This is a genomic window from Streptomyces sp. NPDC050264 (assembly GCF_040655895.1).
In the GTDB taxonomy this organism is placed as follows: Bacteria; Actinomycetota; Actinomycetes; order Streptomycetales; family Streptomycetaceae; genus Streptomyces.
In genome coordinates this window covers 45,158-63,525 of sequence record NZ_JBFAKV010000022.1, presented here as the reverse complement: position 1 = coordinate 63,525, position 18,368 = coordinate 45,158, and the positions used below count along the sequence as shown (strand labels likewise).

18 protein-coding genes, 3 pseudogenes and 1 riboswitch are annotated in these 18,368 nt (G+C 71.5%); of the genes and pseudogenes, 11 read left to right on the top strand and 10 right to left on the bottom strand.

Going from position 1 to position 18,368, the window contains the following annotated elements; genetic code table 11:
• Positions 1-284: 284 nt before the first annotated feature.
• From AB0J02_RS31920 to modA, 3 genes are read right to left on the bottom strand one after another with little or no spacing between them, the layout of a single operon-like run.
• Complete coding sequence (locus AB0J02_RS31920) at positions 285-1,361, bottom strand: ABC transporter ATP-binding protein (RefSeq protein ID WP_363197300.1); 1,077 nt, start codon at positions 1,359-1,361, stop codon at positions 285-287.
• On the bottom strand, positions 1,358-2,209 hold the full coding sequence (gene modB, locus AB0J02_RS31915; protein WP_363197299.1) for a molybdate ABC transporter permease subunit: 852 nt from the start codon (positions 2,207-2,209) through the stop codon (positions 1,358-1,360). The genes AB0J02_RS31920 and modB overlap by 4 nt, the downstream gene beginning before the upstream one ends.
• Complete coding sequence (modA, locus tag AB0J02_RS31910) at positions 2,206-3,030, bottom strand: molybdate ABC transporter substrate-binding protein (protein WP_363197402.1); 825 nt, start codon at positions 3,028-3,030, stop codon at positions 2,206-2,208. Before modA ends, modB begins: the two co-directional genes overlap by 4 nt.
• Before the next feature lie 209 nt (positions 3,031-3,239).
• Here modA and AB0J02_RS31905 point away from each other — a divergent pair, with 209 nt between their 5' ends.
• Positions 3,240-3,725, top strand: a complete 486-nt coding sequence (locus AB0J02_RS31905) for a molybdopterin-dependent oxidoreductase (RefSeq protein WP_363197298.1) — start codon at positions 3,240-3,242, stop codon at positions 3,723-3,725.
• Here AB0J02_RS31905 and AB0J02_RS31900 read toward each other — a convergent pair.
• A pseudogene (locus AB0J02_RS31900) lies at positions 3,707-5,010 on the bottom strand (molybdopterin cofactor-binding domain-containing protein); the annotation flags it as partial. The gene AB0J02_RS31905 and the pseudogene AB0J02_RS31900 overlap by 19 nt on opposite strands.
• On the opposite strand from AB0J02_RS31900, the gene AB0J02_RS31895 reads away from it, so the two are divergent.
• Positions 4,979-5,296 (top strand): hypothetical protein, encoded by a 318-nt coding sequence (locus AB0J02_RS31895; protein ID WP_363197297.1) that lies wholly within the window; start codon positions 4,979-4,981, stop codon positions 5,294-5,296. The pseudogene AB0J02_RS31900 and the gene AB0J02_RS31895 overlap by 32 nt on opposite strands.
• Positions 5,297-5,358: 62 nt before the next feature.
• Positions 5,359-5,661: pseudogene (locus AB0J02_RS31890) on the top strand (NAD(P)-dependent oxidoreductase); the annotation flags it as partial.
• Positions 5,662-5,712: 51 nt separating this feature from the next.
• On the opposite strand, the gene AB0J02_RS31885 reads toward AB0J02_RS31890, so the two are convergent.
• The 3 genes from AB0J02_RS31885 to AB0J02_RS31875 all read right to left on the bottom strand — a co-directional run bounded on the left by AB0J02_RS31885 (position 5,713) and on the right by AB0J02_RS31875 (position 7,972).
• Positions 5,713-6,108 carry a helix-turn-helix transcriptional regulator gene (locus tag AB0J02_RS31885; protein ID WP_363197296.1) on the bottom strand — a complete coding sequence of 132 codons (396 nt, stop codon included), beginning with the start codon at positions 6,106-6,108 and terminating at the stop codon, positions 5,713-5,715.
• 49 nt (positions 6,109-6,157) lie between these two features.
• Positions 6,158-6,784 (bottom strand): hypothetical protein, encoded by a 627-nt coding sequence (locus AB0J02_RS31880; protein ID WP_363197295.1) that lies wholly within the window; start codon positions 6,782-6,784, stop codon positions 6,158-6,160.
• Between the two features lie 93 nt (positions 6,785-6,877).
• Positions 6,878-7,972 carry a chemotaxis protein gene (locus tag AB0J02_RS31875; RefSeq protein ID WP_363197294.1) on the bottom strand — a complete coding sequence of 365 codons (1,095 nt, stop codon included), beginning with the start codon at positions 7,970-7,972 and terminating at the stop codon, positions 6,878-6,880.
• A 187-nt stretch (positions 7,973-8,159) separates the two neighbouring features.
• On the opposite strand from AB0J02_RS31875, the gene AB0J02_RS31870 reads away from it, so the two are divergent.
• The 3 genes and pseudogenes from AB0J02_RS31870 to AB0J02_RS31860 form a co-directional block, all read left to right on the top strand.
• Positions 8,160-9,617: a basic amino acid/polyamine antiporter gene (locus AB0J02_RS31870; RefSeq protein ID WP_363197293.1), complete on the top strand. Its 1,458-nt coding sequence runs from the start codon at positions 8,160-8,162 to the stop codon at positions 9,615-9,617.
• Positions 9,618-9,651: 34 nt separating this feature from the next.
• On the top strand, positions 9,652-10,911 hold the full coding sequence (locus tag AB0J02_RS31865) for an arginine deiminase (protein WP_363197292.1): 1,260 nt from the start codon (positions 9,652-9,654) through the stop codon (positions 10,909-10,911).
• Between the two features lie 35 nt (positions 10,912-10,946).
• A pseudogene (locus AB0J02_RS31860) lies at positions 10,947-11,798 on the top strand (hypothetical protein); the annotation flags it as partial.
• A 19-nt stretch (positions 11,799-11,817) separates the two neighbouring features.
• On the opposite strand, the gene AB0J02_RS31855 reads toward AB0J02_RS31860, so the two are convergent.
• A complete protein-coding gene (locus tag AB0J02_RS31855) occupies positions 11,818-12,312 on the bottom strand; it encodes an amino acid transporter (RefSeq protein ID WP_363197291.1) in 495 nt (164 codons plus the stop codon).
• A 106-nt stretch (positions 12,313-12,418) separates the two neighbouring features.
• Positions 12,419-12,619, top strand: a riboswitch (cobalamin riboswitch).
• Positions 12,620-12,683: 64 nt separating this feature from the next.
• Between AB0J02_RS31855 and AB0J02_RS31850 the strand changes: the two genes are divergently transcribed.
• From AB0J02_RS31850 to AB0J02_RS31840, 3 genes are read left to right on the top strand one after another with little or no spacing between them, the layout of a single operon-like run.
• A complete protein-coding gene (locus AB0J02_RS31850) occupies positions 12,684-13,718 on the top strand; it encodes an ABC transporter substrate-binding protein (protein ID WP_363197290.1) in 1,035 nt (344 codons plus the stop codon).
• Positions 13,715-14,731 (top strand): iron chelate uptake ABC transporter family permease subunit, encoded by a 1,017-nt coding sequence (locus AB0J02_RS31845; protein ID WP_363197289.1) that lies wholly within the window; start codon positions 13,715-13,717, stop codon positions 14,729-14,731. Before AB0J02_RS31850 ends, AB0J02_RS31845 begins: the two co-directional genes overlap by 4 nt.
• A complete protein-coding gene (locus AB0J02_RS31840; RefSeq protein WP_363197288.1) occupies positions 14,728-15,519 on the top strand; it encodes an ABC transporter ATP-binding protein in 792 nt (263 codons plus the stop codon). The genes AB0J02_RS31845 and AB0J02_RS31840 overlap by 4 nt, the downstream gene beginning before the upstream one ends.
• A gap of 61 nt (positions 15,520-15,580) precedes the next feature.
• Here AB0J02_RS31840 and AB0J02_RS31835 read toward each other — a convergent pair whose 3' ends face one another.
• Positions 15,581-16,201, bottom strand: coding sequence for an L-threonylcarbamoyladenylate synthase (locus AB0J02_RS31835; protein WP_363197287.1), 621 nt, complete (start codon positions 16,199-16,201; stop codon positions 15,581-15,583).
• 183 nt (positions 16,202-16,384) lie between these two features.
• Here AB0J02_RS31835 and AB0J02_RS31830 point away from each other — a divergent pair, with 183 nt between their 5' ends.
• Positions 16,385-17,530, top strand: coding sequence for a hypothetical protein (locus tag AB0J02_RS31830; RefSeq protein WP_363197286.1), 1,146 nt, complete (start codon positions 16,385-16,387; stop codon positions 17,528-17,530).
• Positions 17,531-17,542: 12 nt separating this feature from the next.
• On the opposite strand, the gene AB0J02_RS31825 is transcribed toward AB0J02_RS31830, so the two are convergent.
• Positions 17,543-17,914, bottom strand: coding sequence for a hypothetical protein (locus AB0J02_RS31825; RefSeq protein ID WP_363197285.1), 372 nt, complete (start codon positions 17,912-17,914; stop codon positions 17,543-17,545).
• A 75-nt stretch (positions 17,915-17,989) separates the two neighbouring features.
• Between AB0J02_RS31825 and AB0J02_RS31820 the strand changes: the two genes are divergently transcribed.
• Positions 17,990-18,361, top strand: a complete 372-nt coding sequence (locus tag AB0J02_RS31820; protein WP_363197284.1) for a DUF779 domain-containing protein — start codon at positions 17,990-17,992, stop codon at positions 18,359-18,361.
• The last annotated feature ends 7 nt before the right edge of the window (positions 18,362-18,368 follow it).

Sequence of the window (18,368 nt, the reverse complement as noted above, 5' to 3'; positions counted from 1 at the left end):
ACCCACGCCCGGGCATATCGCTCGATCGAGCGAGGCAAAAGCCGCTTTCAGTAGGTTCTTCGAACCGGACAGGAGCTATCGGTTGGAACCGGGGTGAAACGCAGGGTCACACCTGCCGAAGCTGCGGCCGCAAACCGTCTGTTCTGCCTGTATGCGGCCAATCCCGGCACAGCGGAAATATTTCAAAGCATCATATAGACGACACGAACGTCCTCTCAGGGGCAGGCCGTCGCAGATGCCAGGCGCCCACTCGGGAGCGCCTGGCAGATCTCGGCGATCCCGGCTCAGGCGGGGTAGGCGTGGGTCTGCGCCGCCTTGACCGTCGCCCACACCGTCGCGCCGGGGTGCAGGTCGAGTTCGGCCGCGGCCACCGTCGTGAGGTCGGCGGCGAGCGGGAGTTCGCCGGTGAGGGCCGCGCGGATCTGGTCGCCGTGGGTCTCCATGCCGCTCACCTCGCAGCGCCAGAGGTTGCGGGCGCTGGAGCCGCTGGGCCGTTCCCCGTGCAGGGTCACCGCGCTCGGCGGGAAGGCGACGAAGACGGGACCGGTCAGGTCCTCGGTGGTGGTGATCGCGGGGCCGTCGTCGTCGACGTGGACGGTGTGGCCGTCGGCGCGGCCCCGGTAGAGGTTGAGGCCGACGAGCTGGGCGATGTAGTCGGTGCGGGGGCGCCGGGCGATCTCGGTGGGGGCACCCTGCTGGACGATGTGCCCGTTCTCGACGACGACCAGGGTGTCGGCCAGCACCATGGCGTCCAGCGGGTCGTGCGTGACCAGCACGGCCACCGCCTCGAACTCGGCCAGGTGGCGCCGGAGTTGGGCCCGTACGTCGAGACGGGTACGGGCGTCGAGCGCGGCGAGGGGTTCGTCGAGGAGGAGCAGGCGCGGGCGGGTGGCCAGGGCGCGGGCGAGGGCGACGCGCTGCGCCTGGCCGCCGGAGAGGCGGCGCGGCCTGGCTCCCGCGTGGGCGGCCAGGCCCATCCGGTCGAGCCAGGCGGTGGCCTCGGCGCGGGCCTCGGCCTTGGACCTGCCCTGGCAGCGCGGGCCGAAGGCGACGTTGTCCAGGGCGCTCAGGTGCGGGAAGAGCAGGTAGTCCTGGAAGACGACGCCGACGGGCCGGGACTCGGGCGGGGTGCCGTCCAGTTCGGCCCCGTCGAGCCGCAGATGGCCGTCGTCGAGCGGGGTGAGGCCCGCGAGGGCGCGCAGGGCGGTGGTCTTGCCCGCGCCGTTCGGGCCGAGCAGGGCGACGACGTCGCCGGGGGCGGCGGCGAGCGTGACATCGAGGCGGAAGGAGCCGCGGTCGACGACAAGGCGGGCGTCCAGGCCCGCGCCGTCCGGGCCGCGGCCGGTCGTGGACTCGGTCATGAGGCGGTCATCCAGCGGTCGCGCAGGCCCGCGAGGACCGTGATGGACACGGCGAGCAGGACCAGACTGAGGGCGATCGCCGCGGCCGGGTCGCTCTGCATGGCGAGGTAGACGGCGAGCGGCATGGTCTGGGTGCGGCCGGGGAAGTTGCCGGCGAAGGTGATGGTCGCGCCGAACTCGCCGAGCGCACGCGCCCACGCGAGGACCGAGCCGGCGGCGATGCCGGGCGCGATCAGCGGCAGCGTCACCCGGCGGAACGCGGTGAAGCGGGAGGCGCCGAGCGTCATGGCGGCCTCCTCGTAGCGCGGGTCGGCGGCGCGCAGGGTGCCTTCGACGCTGATGACGAGGAACGGCATGGCGACGAACGCCTCGGCGATGACCACGCCGGTCGTGGTGAACGGCAGCGTGAGGCCGAACCACTGGTCCAGGTACATGCCGACGATCCCGTTGCGGCCGAGCGCCGTCAGCAGCGCCACACCGCCGACCACCGGAGGCAGCACGAGCGGCAGGGTCACCAGGGCGCGTACGAGACCGCGGCCGCGGAACTCCGTGCGGGCGAGCAGCCAGGCCAGCGGCACCCCGAGCACCAGGCTCACCAGTGTCGCCAAGGTCGCGCACACGAGGGACAGTTGGAGTGCCTGCCACACCTCGGTACTGGTCAGCTGGGACGGCAGGTCCCGCCAGGGGGCGCGGACGAGCAGGGCGAGCAGCGGCACCACGAGGAACGCCAGGCCCACGAGCGCGGGCAGCAGCAGGGGCAGCGGCGCCCCGCGGCCGCGGGTACGACGCCGCCGCGGCCCACCCTGAAGGGTGTCGGCCGCGGCGGCGCGCTTGTCCAGCTGTGTCACGGCTTGAGGAACCCGGCCCCGGTCAGCGCCTTCTGGCCGTCGGCGGACTTCACGAGCTCGATGAACGCCTTCGCCCCGGCGGCGTTGGGCGCGTCCTTGAGCTGGGCGATGGGGTAGTCGTTGATGGCGTCGGCCGATTCGGGGAAGTCCACGCCCTCCACCTTGTCACCCGCGGCGTTCACATCGGTCTTGTAGACGACAGCCGCGTCGGCCTCCTTCAGCTCGACCTTGGTCAGGGCGCTCTTGACGTCCTGCTCGTAGGAGACCGGGGTGAGCTTGAGCTTGCTGGCGTCCAGTGCCTTCTGCGCGGCGGCGCCGCACGGCACGGTCTTGTCGCACAGCACGACCTTCAGGTCGGACTTGGTGAGGTCCTTGAGGGAGGCGACCTTGTCGGGATTGCCCGGCAGGGTCGCGATCTCCAGCTGGTTGCGGACGAAGGTGGCCGGGTCCGACGCGTCGCCCGCGTCGGTGACGGTCTTCATCGTCTTGGGGCTCGCGGCGGCGAACACGTCGGCGGGGGCGCCGCCGGTGATGCCGGCCGCGAGCGTGTCACTGCCACCGAAGTTGAAGGTGACCTTGGTGCCGGGGTGCTCCTTCTCGAACTGCTCGCCCAGCGTCGTGAAGCTCTCCTTCAGCGAGGCCGCGGCGAACACGGTCACCGTGCCGGACAGCTTCTTGTCGGCCGAGGCGGGCGCCGAGGAGTCGGAGGACGAGCCGGAGTCGGAATCGGACGAGCCGCAGGCGCTCAGGGTCAGCAGCGCGGCGGTGCCGAGGCCGGCCACGGACAGCATCCGGCGGGTCCGGCGCGCGGAACGGGTTATCACGGGGTCCACTCCCTTGGTTCCTGAGCATTGTTCCTGAGCATTCGACTTGTGCGGCAGTCGACAGGTTGCGTGGATCATACTGCCGCATCTGCGAGGGGTACGTCTTCTGTCACATCGCATGAGCTGGGATCTTTCGGCTTGGATGTACGCATGTGCGTTTGTACGGCAGGAGCTGCTGGGTACGGTCCTGCGGGAGGTGGTGGCCCATGAGCCAGTCCCTGACCGGCCCCGTGACCGAAACGGCCGACCCCGTGGCACAGCTCTCGCTGGGCGGTGATCTCGCGCGCCCGGCCCGGCTGACCGTGGCCGAGCTGCGGGAATGGCCGCAGCACCACGCGGAGGTCGACTTCGAGTGTGCGACGAGCGGCGTCCAGCACCACCGCTTCGCCGGCCCGCTCCTGCACGACGTGCTGACGGCGGCGGGCCCCGGCTTCGACCCGGTACGCCGCAAGGACCGGCTGCGCTTCCTCGTCGCGGTGCGGGGCGCCGACGGCCATCACGCGGTGCTGTCGTGGGCCGAGATGGACCCCGACTTCGCCGGGGCGCCCGTACTGCTCGGGCTGACCCTCGACGACGTTCCGCTGGACCGCGCGGGTCCGCAGCTCGTACTGCCGCAGGACCGGTGCGGGGCCCGGCACATCAGCGGGATCAACGCGATCCGGGTGGACGGCGGTTACGCCTCCTGGGCCTGAGCGGTCCGAGCGGTGTGCAGGGCGAGCCACACGCGGTCGCGGGTGTGCGGCAGTTCGGTGAAGCGGATGGCGGTCGCGGCGCGCAGGGCGTTGGCGAAGGCGGGCGCGACAGGGTTGAAGGGGCTCTCGCTCATCGGCTTGGCGCCGAGCGGGCCGATGGCGTCCCGCGTCGGCATGAAGTGGACCTCGTGCGCGGTACGTCGGCGAACTGCGGGAGGCGGTAGCGGCGGAAGGAGGCGGTTTCCACGGCGCCGCGCTCGTCGACGCGGACGTTCTCGAAGAAGGTGGCGCCCAGCGCCTGCGCCACGCCGCCCTCGACCTGGCCGCGGCACTGCGTCGGGTTCATGACCTGGCCCGCGTCGGCCGCGTGGACGCTGCGCAGGATGCGGATCTCGCCGGTGCCGGGGTCGACGGCGAGGCGGAACCACTGGGCGTTGAAGGCGACCGAGCGCGGGGTCCCGCCGAAGTGCCCGTCGGCGGTGAACGTGACGCCGACGGCCTGCCCGGCGGCGTACAGCTCCTTGAGGAGCAGCCGTCCACCAGGGTGCAGGACCGCCTCCTCGCCGAGCCGGCAGTCGGCGCGCGCCACGCGCAGGCGGACGGCGGCGAAGTCGAGCAGCAGGTCCGCGAGCGCGCGGGCGGCGCGCAGGGTGGCCCTGCCCGCGACGACCACGCCGGTCGAGGCGAAGGCCCCGGTGTCGTGGCGGACGACGTCGGTGTCGGATTGGCGGATCGCGATCCGGTCGACGGTGGTGGCGAGTTCGCCGGCCGCGATCTGCCGGTGGACGGTGGTGGTGCCGTTGCCGAACTCGGCGGTTCCGACGCCGAGTTCGTACGTTCCGTCGGGACCGAGGGCGGTGCGCGCGTCGGCGAGGTGGCCGCCGGGCGGGCCGGTCGCGATCATCGCCAGGGCGGCGCCGTCCCCGACGAGCCAGCCCTCGGGCACGTCCGCGGCGGCCGGTTCGGTCGCGGCGCGGCGCACGATGTCCACGCACTGGTCGAGACCGTAGCTGGCGATGTGCAGGGCCTCTTCCTCACCGCCCGGGGTGATCATGGATTCGCCGGGTCCGATGATGTTGCGGGCCTTGAACTCCATGGGGTGCAGGCCCAGTTGACGGGCGAGTTCGTCGAGTGCGGATTCCAGGGCGAACATCACCTGCCCGCGTCCGTACCCGCGGAAGGCACCCGCCGGGACCGTGTGCGTATAGACCGCGTACGCGTCGACCCTCTTGTGCGGGGCCCGGTAGACGGCCGTGGACTCGCCGACGCTGTGGAACATCACGGCGACCGCCGCGCCGGCCATCGAGTCGGACAGCGTCGCCGGACTGTACGCGCACCTCCCGTCGGGCCGCTGGTCCCGCGTCGTCTCCCATGCCTGGCTGCACATGTTCGGCGTGCCCGACGGCATGCGGGTGGTGCCGCTGCACGGACCCGCGCACGGCCCGCGGGTGGGTGTGGTCACCGGACCGGACGACCCGCCTTCGGTCCTCGCCGGCGCGCCGCTCACGGTGGCGCGGGAGGCCGGCGTCCAGGAGGAGCTCGACGCGTTCCCGCGCGCCTACCTGACCTGATAGCCGCCGCCCATACGGGCATAACAGGATTCGTTTTGACCGGCGCGCCCGGCCCCCTGACCGTGAACACCGCGCGGGCCCGCATCGCCGACCCGGACGCCATCGACCGGGCCCTGCGCGGCGGCCGCCTCGCGGGGTACGCCGGTGACGTCTGGTACCCGCAGCCGGCGCCGCCCGACCACCCCTGGCGCTCGATGCCGCGCCACGGCATGACCCCGCCCATCTCGGGCTCGTCGCTGTCCGCGCAGGCCAGGTACGCGGCCGGCACCCGGGAGATCCTGGAATGCCGGCCGGCGGGCAAGCCGTTGCGCGAGGAGTACCTGATCGTCGACGGAGGCGCGCTCGCCGGGGCGGGCGCGCACTCCTGCCCGGTCAACGGCTGCCCCGGCGCGGACGCGGAGCCGTCACTGCCGCTGTCAAGCTCGGTCGATATGCACGTTTGTCGACTTCACCCGGGCGGTGGCCTCCATCCCGACCTCGAGACCGAGTTCCTCCACGGCCTCGCGGGTCAGCAGCGACACCAGCCGGTGCGGCCCGGCCTGGATCTCCACCTGCGCGGCGACGTCGCCGAGTTTGACGGCGGTGACGATGCCGGGGAACGCGTTGCGGACGGACGTGTAGGAGATGTCCTCCTCGCCGCCGGCGCTCTTGGCCAGCTCCACGGAGAACGCGGCCAGGTCCTTGCCCTCGATGAGCCGTCGTCCGCCTTCGTCGCGATGTGTGACGACCCGGCCCGCGTCCGCCCAGCGTCGCGCGGTGTCCGGGCTCACTCCGAGCAGCCGCGCCGCCTGGCCGATTGTGTAGGACTGCATGGATCACAAGATAGGCGACGGGGCCCGTACCCCGTTCGACCAGTACCGCTCAGTACCGCTGGGCCTTGGCGATCTTCGCGGTGAGGTGCGGCTGGGGCGGCTTGCTGCTGATGGCCAGCGGCTGGGCGCGGTCCCCGGCCTTCAGGTCCTTCGCGCCGACGACCTTGGTCTCGACGACCTTGCCGTCGGAGTCGCTGAAGTCGACCCGCACCGCGAAGGAGGCGGTCTTGTCGGTTTTGTTGGTGATGTTCACGACGAGAGCGCGCACGTTGTCGGTCTCCGACAGCGGCTTGCCGGTCAGGGAGACGTCCTTCATGGCGTTGCCCTGGCCGTCGACGGCGTCCAGCTGCTTCGTGAACTCCTGCCGGTTGCGCTCCACATCGGCGGCGACCGACGCCTCGAAGTCGTGGGCCCGCTCGGACGCCGACTCGGCGGCCGCCGAGGCCGACTTCTTGACCTCCGCCTTCTTCGACGCGGCGCCGGAAGCCATCGAGGACGGCGGTTCACCGGAGAAGTTCGACGACTTCGGGGCGGTCGCCGGGGCGCTCGGGCCGGCTCCGGTGTCACTGTCGCTGCCGCACCCCGCGAGCGTCAGCACGCCCGCGGCCGCGCACACGGCGAGAACGGCCGGCCCGCGACGGCGGCGGGGACGTCCGGGCGCCTTGGCTGCACTCATGAGTGGATTCCCTTCTGACTACTGAGGGCTGAGAGCTGACTTTGCCGGCCGATGGCTGACGGCTGACGGCTGACGGCTGACGGCTGACGGCTGTCAAAAACGCAGCACGGCGGCCACGTGCCCGGCGTCTGCCAGGGTCCCGTCGGGGACGAAGACGACGTGCGCGCCGGTCTCCAGTGCGGACTCGACGATCTCGTCGACGATGTCGTGGACCGCGTCCATGTCGTCGTCCGCGGCCGGTTCGAGGTGCCCTTCACCGGCCCGTACGGTGATGCGGTAGTTCTCCTCCACGACGAGCCGGTGGATGCGGCCGTCCGAGGCCTTCTGCCAGACCTCGTCCGGGCCGGCCGCGTAGGTGTTGCCGCCGCGCGCCCGGTCGAGTTCCGCGAGCGCCTCGGCGACCGCTCGTCCGGCCTCGTCGGCGCGGGCCGGGGCCACGGCTCGCGCGACCGCGTCCGGGGCCGCGTGCGTGAGCCCGCCGAACGGGACCTGGACCGCGCCGTGCGTGGCGGTCGCGGCCTCGGTGAACAGGGCGAGCGCGGCCGGGTCCCCGGTGACGTAGAGCGTGCGGGGCGCGGCGGCGAGGACGTGTGCCAGTGCGGCGTCGGCGTCGCGGAAGAACTGCCGCGTATCTTCGCTGTGGAAGGTGCTGGGCAGGTCCCCGACGCGCTCCTTGCGTTCGGAGTCCGGCCGTTCGAGGCTGCGGCTGTGCGGGAAGCCGTGGGCGGTGTCCTCCGTGACGCGTTCGCCCCGGCCGTCCCAGAGGGTGATCCGGTCGGCGGCCACGGCCAGCACCCAGTACGGGCGCTGCGCGGCGTCGGCGGCGACGAGGTTGCGGGTGAGGAAGGTGTCCGCGACCACGACCCGCTCCGGCACGGACCGGTCGACGGCCCAGGCCTGGTGCTCCCCGGGTGCGGCGAAGACGACGAGGCCGTCCCTGGCGTGGGCGAGGTCGAGGTCGGCCACCGCCGCCTCCAGCTCCGCGACCACGTCGTCCCGGCGTTCCCTGGTCACGCCGGGGTCCGCTTCGAGTTGCCGCACGGCCTCTTGTACGAGGTTGCCGAGGCGGACGGGGTCCTGCGCGTTGTCCGGCTGCCTTCGGTGGGTCGGCATCGCCAGGGACACGGCGGGATAGGGCCGCGGTGCGCGGAGGTCCCGCAGGATCGCCGGGTTCAAGGAGGAGTGCATGCCTGTGTGCCCTTCTGTCGCAACGTCTCCATGCTGCGCATATGTGGGCGTATCCGCCATTTCAGATGCAGACAAAAAGCGCAGTCAAAAAATGCTGTCAAAAGGTGCGATACCTGAGCATGCAGTATGAAACTGGTGCCCGGCATCCCCATATGCCCACGCCCGCGCCGTACAGAGGGGGACGAACATGGAGCAATCCGTCAAGGAGGGCGCGGCGAGCGCGGCGAGCCCTCCCGCCGCCAAGCTGCCGCTCTTCACCCTGACCACGATGGTCATCGGCTCCATGGTCGGCGCCGGGGTGTTCTCGCTCCCCCGCCGGTTCGCCGAGGAGACCGGGGTGGCGGGCGCGCTCATCGCCTGGGCGATCGCCGGCGCCGGCATGCTGATGCTCGCCTTCGTCTTCCAGTCCCTGGCGATGCGCCGCCCCGATCTGGACGCGGGGGTGTACGCGTACGCGAAGGCCGGGTTCGGTGAGTACCTGGGCTTCTTCTCGGCGTTCGGCTACTGGGCCAGCGCCTGCGTCGGCAACGTGACGTACTGGGTCCTGATCATGTCCACGGTGGGTGCGATCTGGCCCGCTCTCGGCGACGGCGACACCGCGCTCGCGGTGGTGCTCTCGTCGGCCGGCCTGTGGGCGTTCTTCCTGATGATCCGGCGCGGTGTGAAGGAGGCCGCGGCGATCAACAAGGTCGTGACGGTGGCGAAGATCGTGCCGATCCTGGTCTTCATCGTGCTGGCCCTGGTCTTCTTCGACCCGTCGGTGTTCGCGGACAACTGGGGCGGCGCGGACTACGCCGGGTCCCTCTTCAGCCAGGTCCGCGGCACGATGCTCGCCACCGTCTTCGTCTTCCTGGGTGTCGAGGGCGCGAGCGTCTACTCGCGGCACGCCAAGAAGCGCTCGGACGTCGGCCGGGCCACGATCCTCGGCTTCCTCAGCGTCTTCGCCGTCTTCGCCTCCGTCGTCATCGTGTCGTACGGGATCATGCCGATGGGCGAGATCGCCGAGCTGCGCCAGCCGTCCATGGCGGGCGTCCTCGAGGAGTCCGTCGGCACCTGGGGCAAGGTGTTCATCAGTGTCGGCCTGATCGTCTCCGTCCTCGGCGCCTATCTTGCGTGGTCGCTGATGGCCGCCGAGGTGCTGTTCGTGGCGGCCAAGGACGACGACATGCCGCGCTTCCTGCGCCGCGCCACCGCCGCGGACGTCCCGGTCCCCGCGCTGCTCATGACGACCGTGCTCACGCAGGTGGTGCTGGTCATCACCGCGTTCTCGGACGACGCGTTCAACTTCGCCCTCGACCTCACCAGCTCGCTCTCCCTGATCCCGTACCTGCTGGCGGCCGCCTTCGCCGTGAAGATCGGGACGAGGACCGACCGCCGCACGGAGGGCGGGCGCACCTCGACGCGCGAGCTGACGATCGCGGTCATCGCCACCCTCTACACGGCGTTCATGCTGTACGCGGCCGGCCTCAAGTTCGTCCTGGTCTCGTTCGTCTTCTACGCCCCGGCCACGATTCTCTTCGTCATGGCCCGCAGGGAGCAGGGCAGACGCCTGTTCTCCCCGCGCGAGCTGGTCATCCTGGTCGTCTCCGTCGTCGGCGCCGTGCTCGGCGTCGTCGCCCTGGCCGCCGGCTGGATCAGCCTGTGAAACCCGTCATCCCGTCCCGCCTCGGAGGCACACCGTGACCGACCACGACACCCCCGCCGCCGCGTACGGCGTCCACTCCGAGGTGGGCCGGTTGCGCAAGGTCCTCGTCTGCGCGCCGGGGCTCGCCCACCGCAGGCTCACCCCGACCAACGCCGACGACCTGCTCTTCGACGACGTCATGTGGGTGGAGAACGCCCAGCGCGACCACGCCGACTTCGTCAACAAGCTGCGGCAGCGCGGCATCGACGTGGTCGAGCTGCACGATCTGCTCGCGCGGACGATGGCGCTCCCCGAGGCGAAGTCGTGGCTCCTGGACCGCAAGATCGTCGCCAATCAGGTGGGGGCGGGGCTCATCGACGACACCCGCGCCTTCCTGGAGACGCTGGAGCCGCGGCAGCTCGCCGAGTTCCTCATCGGCGGTCTCGCCACCACCGACCTGCCGGACGCGTACCGCTCCGCCTATGTGTCGATGGCGCGCGAATCGACCGGCGTACGCGAGTACTTGATGCCGCCGCTGCCCAACACCCTCTACACCCGCGACACCACCTGCTGGCTGTACGGCGGCCTCACACTCAACCCGTTGTACTGGCCCGCGCGGCACGACGAGACCCTGCTGATGAAGGCGATCTACCGCTTCCACCCGGATTTCGTCGGCTCCACCGTGTGGTGGGGCGACCCCGAACTCGCCTGGGGCCAGGCCACGTTCGAGGGCGGCGACATCATGCCCGTAGGCAACGGCGTGGTCCTGATGGGCATGAGCGAGCGCACCTCGCGGCAGGCCATCACGCAGGTCGCCGCCGCCCTGTTCAAGGAAGGCGCGGCCGAACACGTCATCGTCGCCGGGATGCCGAAGCTGCGCTCGGCGATGCACCTGGACACCGTCTTCACGTTCGCGGACCGGGACATCGTGACGCTCTACCCGCGCATCATGGACTCGGTGCACACGTTCTCGCTGCGCCCCAGCGACAAGGCGCCGGGGCTCGACATCACCGACGAGGGCTCGGCCCCCTTCGTCGACGTCGTCGCCAGGGGACTCGGGCTGCCCGGTCTGCGGGTGATCGAGACCGGCGGCGACGTGTACGCGTCCGAGCGTCAGCAGTGGGACAGCGGCAACAACGCGGTCGCCCTGGAGCCGGGTGTCGTCATCACCTACGACCGCAACACGCAGACCAACACGCTGCTGCGCAAGGCCGGCGTCGAGGTCGTCACCATCGTCGGTGCCGAACTCGGCCGGGGCCGCGGCGGCGGCCACTGCATGACCTGCCCCATCGTCCGCGACCCCGTGACCTTCTGACGGCCGCGCGGCGATCCATGGAGCGGCGCGGCGCGCTCTGCGACCGTCCCTACGACGAGGCCGCCTACCTCACCTCGCACAACGCCATGGCGACGACGGTCGACCGGTTCCTCGGCCCGCTGCAGGATCCGGACATCACCGCCCAGTTGAACGACGGCGTCCGCGCCCTGCAGCTCGACACCTACCGGTGGGAGCGGCCGGACGAGATCGTCGGCCGCCTGCGCGACTCCGACTTCACGACCGCGCAGCAGGCGCTCATCACCCGCGCGATCAACACGTTCAACCCGCCGCGCGAGGGGCTGTGGCTCTGCCACGCCGTGTGCCGGGCGGGCGCGCTCGCGCTGGTGCCCGCCCTGCGTGCGGTGGGCGACTGGATGCGCGCGCACCCGACCGAGGTCATCACCCTCATCGTGCAGGACGCGATCACCGGCGAGGACACTCAACAGGCCTGCCACGAAGCCGGGTTGGACGATCTGATCCACACGCCCGACGCCGACCCGGCGAAACCCTGGCCGACCCTCGGCGACATGGTCGACAGCGGCCGCCGCCTCGTCGTCCTCGCCGAGCAGGCCGACGGTCCGGCGCCCTGGTACCGCAACTTCTACCGGTACGGCATGGAGACCCCGTTCGCGTTCCGCGCACCGGACGAGATGAGCTGCGTGCCCCACCGCGGCGGCGACGACAAGCGGCTGTTCCTGCTGAACCACTTCATCACCGACAACGGCGGCAGCCGGCTCGACGCGGGCACGGTCAACACCCGCGGCTTCGTGCTCGACCGGGCACGCAGGTGCGAGCGGGAGCGCGGCAGGCCCGTCACGTTCGTCGCCGTCGACTACACCACGATCGGTGACGCCGTCGGCGCCGTGGCCGCGCTCAACGCCGGGCGCCGACCGCCGCGCCCACGGGTCAGAAGTGGGTGGCGATCCCGAAGGCCCGGCGCAGCTGTGCCATGTCGTGCCGGTCGTGGTCCGCGGGCTCGTACCCCTGGTGGAAGCGGACCTGCTGTTCGGCTGAGAGACACGGCACAGGCTCTCCCGCGACGGTGCCGGTGACGAAGACGTGCGCGGGGTAGCCGAACGGCCGCTCCGGGTCGAAGGAGGCCTGCCGGGCGGAGCCGTCGTCGGCGAAGTGCAGAGGATGCAGGTCGAGTTCGCGGCCGTCCGCGTGCGTGACGACGAAGCGGACGGGACGCCAGTCCAGGGTCTCGACGAATCCGGCGCCGGCGAGGGCGGCGAGCACGGCGGGTTCCTGCTCGTGGCGGTGCATCAGGTCGAGATCCCGATGCTCCCGGGTCTCCGCGCCGACCAGCGCGTCGATGCCCCAGCCGCCCCCGATCCACACGTCCGCTCCGGCCCGCCGCAGCAGGGCGAGGACCACCAGCACATCGTCGGCTGTCATCATCCGACGCAGGGTAGGGGCCCGCGTCACGAACGGCGAGCGGGTTACCGCCGCTCGACCGCTCTCCCGGAACGGGCCCGGACCACCGTCCGATGGCTGGTCAGGCCCGTGATACCTTCCGAAAGCCAGTCGTACCCATGTGCGTATCGTACGTGCACGGGTCAGGGAATCCGGTGGAAATCCGGAGCTGACGCGCAGCGGTGAGGGTGACGGGCGGAGCCACTGCCACTGGACCGGTGTACCGGTCCGGGAAGGCGCTCCGTCCGGACGATCCCGAGTCCGAAGACCTGCTGGCGGCCTCCGTGACCGGCACGCGGCCGGGGGTGAACCGTAGGCCGGCTCCGCGTATGGGCCCTGGACGCAGAGGAAGTTCCGTGCCTTTCGCACGTCAAATCCGCCGTTTCGCACCGCTGTTGGCGGGTGCCTTGCTGCTCACGGCATGCGGCGGCGCGGGCTCCGGCACCGCGGACCGCTCGGGCGGCGCGGATTCCGCCGTGACCCTCGACAACTGCGGCACGAAGGTCCGGGTCGCACACGCCCCGCGTCGCGCCGTCGCCCTGGACCAGGGATCGGCGGAGATCATGCTCTCGCTCGGCCTCGCCGACCGGATGGTGGGGACCGCGACGTGGACCGATCCCGTCCTGAAAGGGCTGGAGGAGGCGAACGCGAAGGTGCCGCGGCTCGCCGACCGCTATCCGTCGTTCGAGAAGGTCCTGGACACCGAGCCGGACTTCGCCGCCGCCTCGTTCACGTACACCCTCGGCAAGGGCGGGGTGGCGCCGCGCGAGCAGTTCGAGAAGCTCGGCGTGCCCACCTACCTCTCCCCCACCGACTGTGCGGGCAAGGACAACAGCGGTGACGGCGACGGCGTGCGCAGCAGCGCGCTGACCATGGACACCGTCTACGGCGAGATACGCGATCTGGCACGGATCTTCGACGTGGAGGAGCGCGGACAGAAGCTCGTCGCCGACCTCACGTCCCGTGTCAGCAAGGCCACTTCGGGGGTCGATGCCGACGGCGTGAGCGTCCTGTACTGGTTCGCCAACTCCGACTCGCCCTATATGGCGGGCTGTTGCGGCGCGCCCGGCATCGTCACCAAGGAGCTCGGCGTGCGCAACGTCTTCGACGACACGCACGAGGAGTGGCCGCAGATCAACTGGGAGACCGTCGCGGACCGCGACCCCGACGTCCTCGTCATCGGCGATCTGACCCGCCGCTCACAGTCAGCGGAGTCCGCCGCGCAGAAGATCAAGTTCTTGGAGTCCGACCCGGTCACCAAGGAGATGACCGCCGTCCGCGAGAAGCGGTACGTGCTGCTGAAGGGCCAGGATCTGAACCCGACGATCCGCACCGTGGACGGTGTGGAGAAGGTGGCGGCCGCGCTGCGCGAGTTCGGCCTGGACGCGTGAGAGCGGTCCGGCCCGCGCTGTACTGGACCGCGGCCGTCGCCGCGCTCTGCGCCTCGGTCGCCGTGGCCATCACCATCGGTCCGGCGCACATCGGCGTCGGCGACGTGTGGGCGGCGGTCGGCGCCCGGCTCGGCTGGGGCACCTCGGACCTGTCGCCGATCCGGGACGGCATCGTCTGGAATCTGCGGCTGCCCCGCACCCTGCTCGCCGCGGTCTGCGGTGCGGGCCTCGCGGTGTGCGGCACGGTGCTGCAGGCGCTGTTGCGCAACCCCCTCGCGGACCCGTTCGTGCTCGGCGTCTCCTCCGGGGCGTCGACCGGAGCCGTCCTCGTGGTGGTCCTCGGCCTCGGCGGCGGCGCTCTCTCGGTGTCCGGCGGGGCGTTCCTCGGAGCGCTCTGCTCGTTCGCGCTCGTGCTGCTGCTCAGCCACACGCTGGGCGGCACGACGGACCGGGTGGTGCTGTGCGGGGTCGCCGCGATGCAGCTGTTCTCCTCGCTGACGTCGTTCGTGGTGCTGACGGCGGCCGACGCGGAGACGACGCGCGGCGTCCTGTTCTGGCTGCTCGGCTCGCTCGGCGGGGTCGGCTGGAGCGAGCTGTGGCTGTGTCTCGCGGTGCTCGTGGTGGCGCTCGCGGTGTGCCTCGGGTACGGCCGGGCCCTGGACGCGTTCGCCTTCGGCCAGGAGGCGGCGGCCGCGCTCGGCGTGCACGTGGCCCGGACCCGTCTTGTGCTGCTGTGCGTGACGGCCCTGCTGACGGCGGCACTGGTCAGCGCGGCCGGGGCGATCGGCTTCGTCGGGCTCGTGCTGCCGCACGCGGCGCGCGCCCTGGTGGGCCCCGGGCACGCCCGGCTGCTCCCGGTCACGGCGCTGGCCGGCGCGGTGTTCCTGGTGTGGGTCGACACCCTGGCCCGTACGGTCCTCGAACCGCAGGAGGTTCCGGTGGGCGTGGTGACGTCGCTGATCGGCGTGCCCGCGTTCGTGCTCGTCCTGTACCGCGGCCGGGCCGCCCGGTGAGCGGGGGCCTGCGCGCGGACCGGGTGTCCTGGTCGCCCGGGGGCGCGCTCGTCCTCGACGGGGTGGGTCTGACGCCGCGGGCGGGCACCGTCACCGGGGTGCTCGGCCCGAACGGCTCGGGCAAGTCGACGCTGCTGCGCCTGCTGGCCGGAGTGCTCGCCCCGGCGGCGGGGATCGTCACGCTGGACGGGGATCCGCTCTCCGCGGTGCCGCGCAAGGTGGCCGCCCGGCGCATCGCGCTCGTCCATCAGCAGGCCGATACCCAGGTCGAGTTGACGGTCGCCGACATCGTCCGGCTGGGCCGCATTCCGCACCGCAGGGCCTGGGCGCCGGCCTCCGCCGCGGACGAGGAGGCGGTCCGTGCCGCCCTGGAGCGCAGCGGCCTCACGAGCCGGGCGCAGCGCCTGTGGCACACCCTGTCGGGCGGCGAGCGCCAGCGGGTGCAGATCGCCCGCGCCCTGGCCCAGGAACCGCGCGAGCTGCTGCTCGACGAGCCCACGAACCACTTGGACATCCAGCACCAGCTGGACCTCCTCGACCTGATCTCGGGCCTGGAGCTGACCTGCGTGGTCGCCCTGCACGACCTGAACCTGGCCGCCACGTACTGCGACCAGGTCGTGGTCCTGCGCCGCGGCCGGGTCGTGGCGGCGGGCGAGCCGGGCGCAGTCCTCACCGAGGACCTCATCGCCGACGTCTACGGCGTCCGCGCCGAGATCACCCGGCCCGGCCCCGGCGACCGCCCCCACATCCGCTTCCTGGGCACCCTCGCGGGCGCCGGCGAGAACTAGGGCGGTCTTTGCCCGGCGACGCCCTCCGGGCGACGAGGGGTGTTTGAAGACAGGCCCTTGGTCACTCGAAGCGGTCGGGGTCCCCCGCTCCGCGCCGCACGATCTCGGCCTCGCCGTCGGAGAAGTCGATGACGGTGGTCGGCTCGGTGCCGCAGTCGCCGGAGTCGAGCACGGCGTCCACCACGTGGTCGAGCCGCTCCTTGATCTCCCAGCCCTGGGTGAGCGGCTCGTCCTCGCCGGGCAGCAGCAGGGTGCTGGAGAGCAGCGGCTCACCGAGTTCGGCCAGCAGCGCCTGGGTGACGACGTGGTCGGGGATGCGGACGCCGACCGTCTTCTTCTTCGGGTGCTGCAGCTGGCGCGGCACCTCCCGCGTCGCGGGCAGGATGAACGTATAGCTGCCGGGCGTGGCCGCCTTGATGGCGCGGAACACATCGTTGTCGATGTGTACGAATCTGCCCAGCTGCGAGAAATCCTGGCATACCAGGGTGAAGTGATGCTTGTCGTCGAGATGCCGGATCGCGCGGATCCGCTCGACGCCGTCGCGGTTGCCGAGGCGGCAGCCGAGCGCGTAGCAGGAGTCCGTGGGATAGGCGATCAGCGCACTGTCGCGGATGCTGTCGGCGACCGCGCCGATGATGCGCGCTTGCGGGTTCTCGGGGTGCACGTCGAAGTACCGGGCCATCCGCCGAGCCTACGGGATCGGCGGCACCCCTCCCCGGCGTTGCGCGCCCGGAGAGCCGTGTACACGCGCGACAATCCCGACACCCGCACACCCTGCCCATTTCCGCCGAGCGGTTCACGGCCCATACTGGTCGAGTCCCGATCACCGTCAGAACGAACCCATCAGAACGACGTAAACGACTTAATGGCCAAGAACAGCACCTCCGTGACCACCGTCCCCGACACCGTGTGGCTGGCGCGTGGACGCCACCTCGGGTCCGAGCCCGAGCAGGACCTCCGGCGCAACCTGATCGCCCTCCAGGCGGCCGGGGTGCTCGACGGTTTCCTGGACCTCGACCCCGCCGAGGCGGCCCGCTCCACCGTCCTGCACCCGCGGGACGAGTCCGCCGATCCCGGTCCCACGGCCCGGCGCCTGTTCGAGGCGCGCTGGCGCGTGGCCGACGACGTCACGGTGCGTGCGCAGCTGACGCTGTACGACCCCGAGGGGCGCCGTAAGGACGGCTCCGCCGTCACCTGGGTCCTCGCCGCCGAGGCGGAGTGGGCGTGGGAGGCGCACTGGCCGTCGCCCGCCACGATGTTCTGGCCGGACAGCGACCGGGTCCCGTGGGACTACGACACGGCGGAGGGCGTGCGCCTGCGGGCGACGAACCACCTGCCGAAGGACGACGACGAACTGCGCCACCGGCTGCGGGACTGGACCCGGGAGAGCTGGTACGTCCACGTCGTGGTGCACGAGGCGATGACGCCGGACGCGCGGGGGCAGCAGCCGGTCTCGACGTTCCTGCCGCCGAGTCTGCGGCACCGGGTGATCGAGCACCGGGGCACGCCCGAGCAGGCGCAGATCGTCGACTTCGCGATGAAGCGGGAGCTGAAGCTGCGGATGCCGCGGGGCGGCGGCGTGATCCTGCCCACCGCCCCGCAGGACCCGGGGTACGACGCGGAGCGCTTCACCGTCCGCAGTGTCTTCCTGGACGGCTCGGAGCCGACCGAACTCATCTCCCGGATCAAGGAGTTCGCGGCGCTGCCGCGCCCGCTGTCCGAGGACGCCGAGCAGGCCCTGACGCGGTTGCGCCAGGGCTGGCATCTGCTCACACCGGACGAGGAGCTGGCGCACGCCCAGTCCATGGTGACCAGGTACGCCGAGGCGCTCGACGCCATGACGAAGTCGCGCGACCTGTACCGGGAGGCCGCGGAGGCGGCACAGGCCGCGCTGGCCGAGGCCGGCGACGGTGTGCCCCGGCCGCCCGCGCTCGGCCCGGCCAAGGCGGACGGCTCACCGCTGGGCGCCCTCACGAAGGCGTTCGGCCGCTTCCGGGACCCGAACAAGTAGGGCGCCCCCGCGTCAGTCCTCCGCCGCCTCCTCTTCCTCCTCGTCACCCGGATCGGACATCCTCAGCGCGATCTCCTGCAGCAGCTCGGTGGAGTTGACATCGGCGCGGCCCTCGTCGTGCACCTTCGCGAGCTGGGTGAAGAGAAACGCGAACGCCTCGACGAGCGACACGCTGGCCGGCATGAGCGCGGCGATGGTCAGCTCCGCCGCCTCCTCCGGATCGGACCCCGCGGGGATCTCGATCGTCGGGAACACTTCCGACACGAGCCGCCCCAGCTGGGTCAGGTCGGTGTCGAGCTGATCCCCGTCGTTGAGCCTGCGCACCATCTCCTGCGTCTCGGTCAGCACACCGATGGCCCGCAGAACGATCTCCCTCTGTTCCATGGAAGGAGCCTATGCGGGCGAGCCGCCCGCGCGTGCAACGTGGTCGCAACGTCCTGTCACCTTCACTGTGCTGTCATGACCGATGCACCCCGCGTGGAGCTGACCCCCGCGGCCGCCGAGCTGGTGCGGCGACTGCGCGACGCCCACGGTCCCCTGATGTTCCACCAGTCCGGCGGCTGCTGCGACGGCAGCGCCCCGATGTGTTTTCCGGCAGGCGAGTTCCGCACGGGCGCCGCGGACGTGCTGCTCCAGGAGCTCGCCGTGGCCGGGGTCGCGGAACCGGTGTCGTTCTGGATGTCGAAGAGCCAGTACGAGCTGTGGAGCCATACGCGGCTCGTCGTCGATGTCGTCGAGGGCCGCGGCAGCGGGTTCTCGCTGGAGGCGCCGGAGGGCGTACGTTTCCTGATCCGTTCCCGGCTGGTCGGCGCACAGCCATCGACGGGGTGACCCTCTT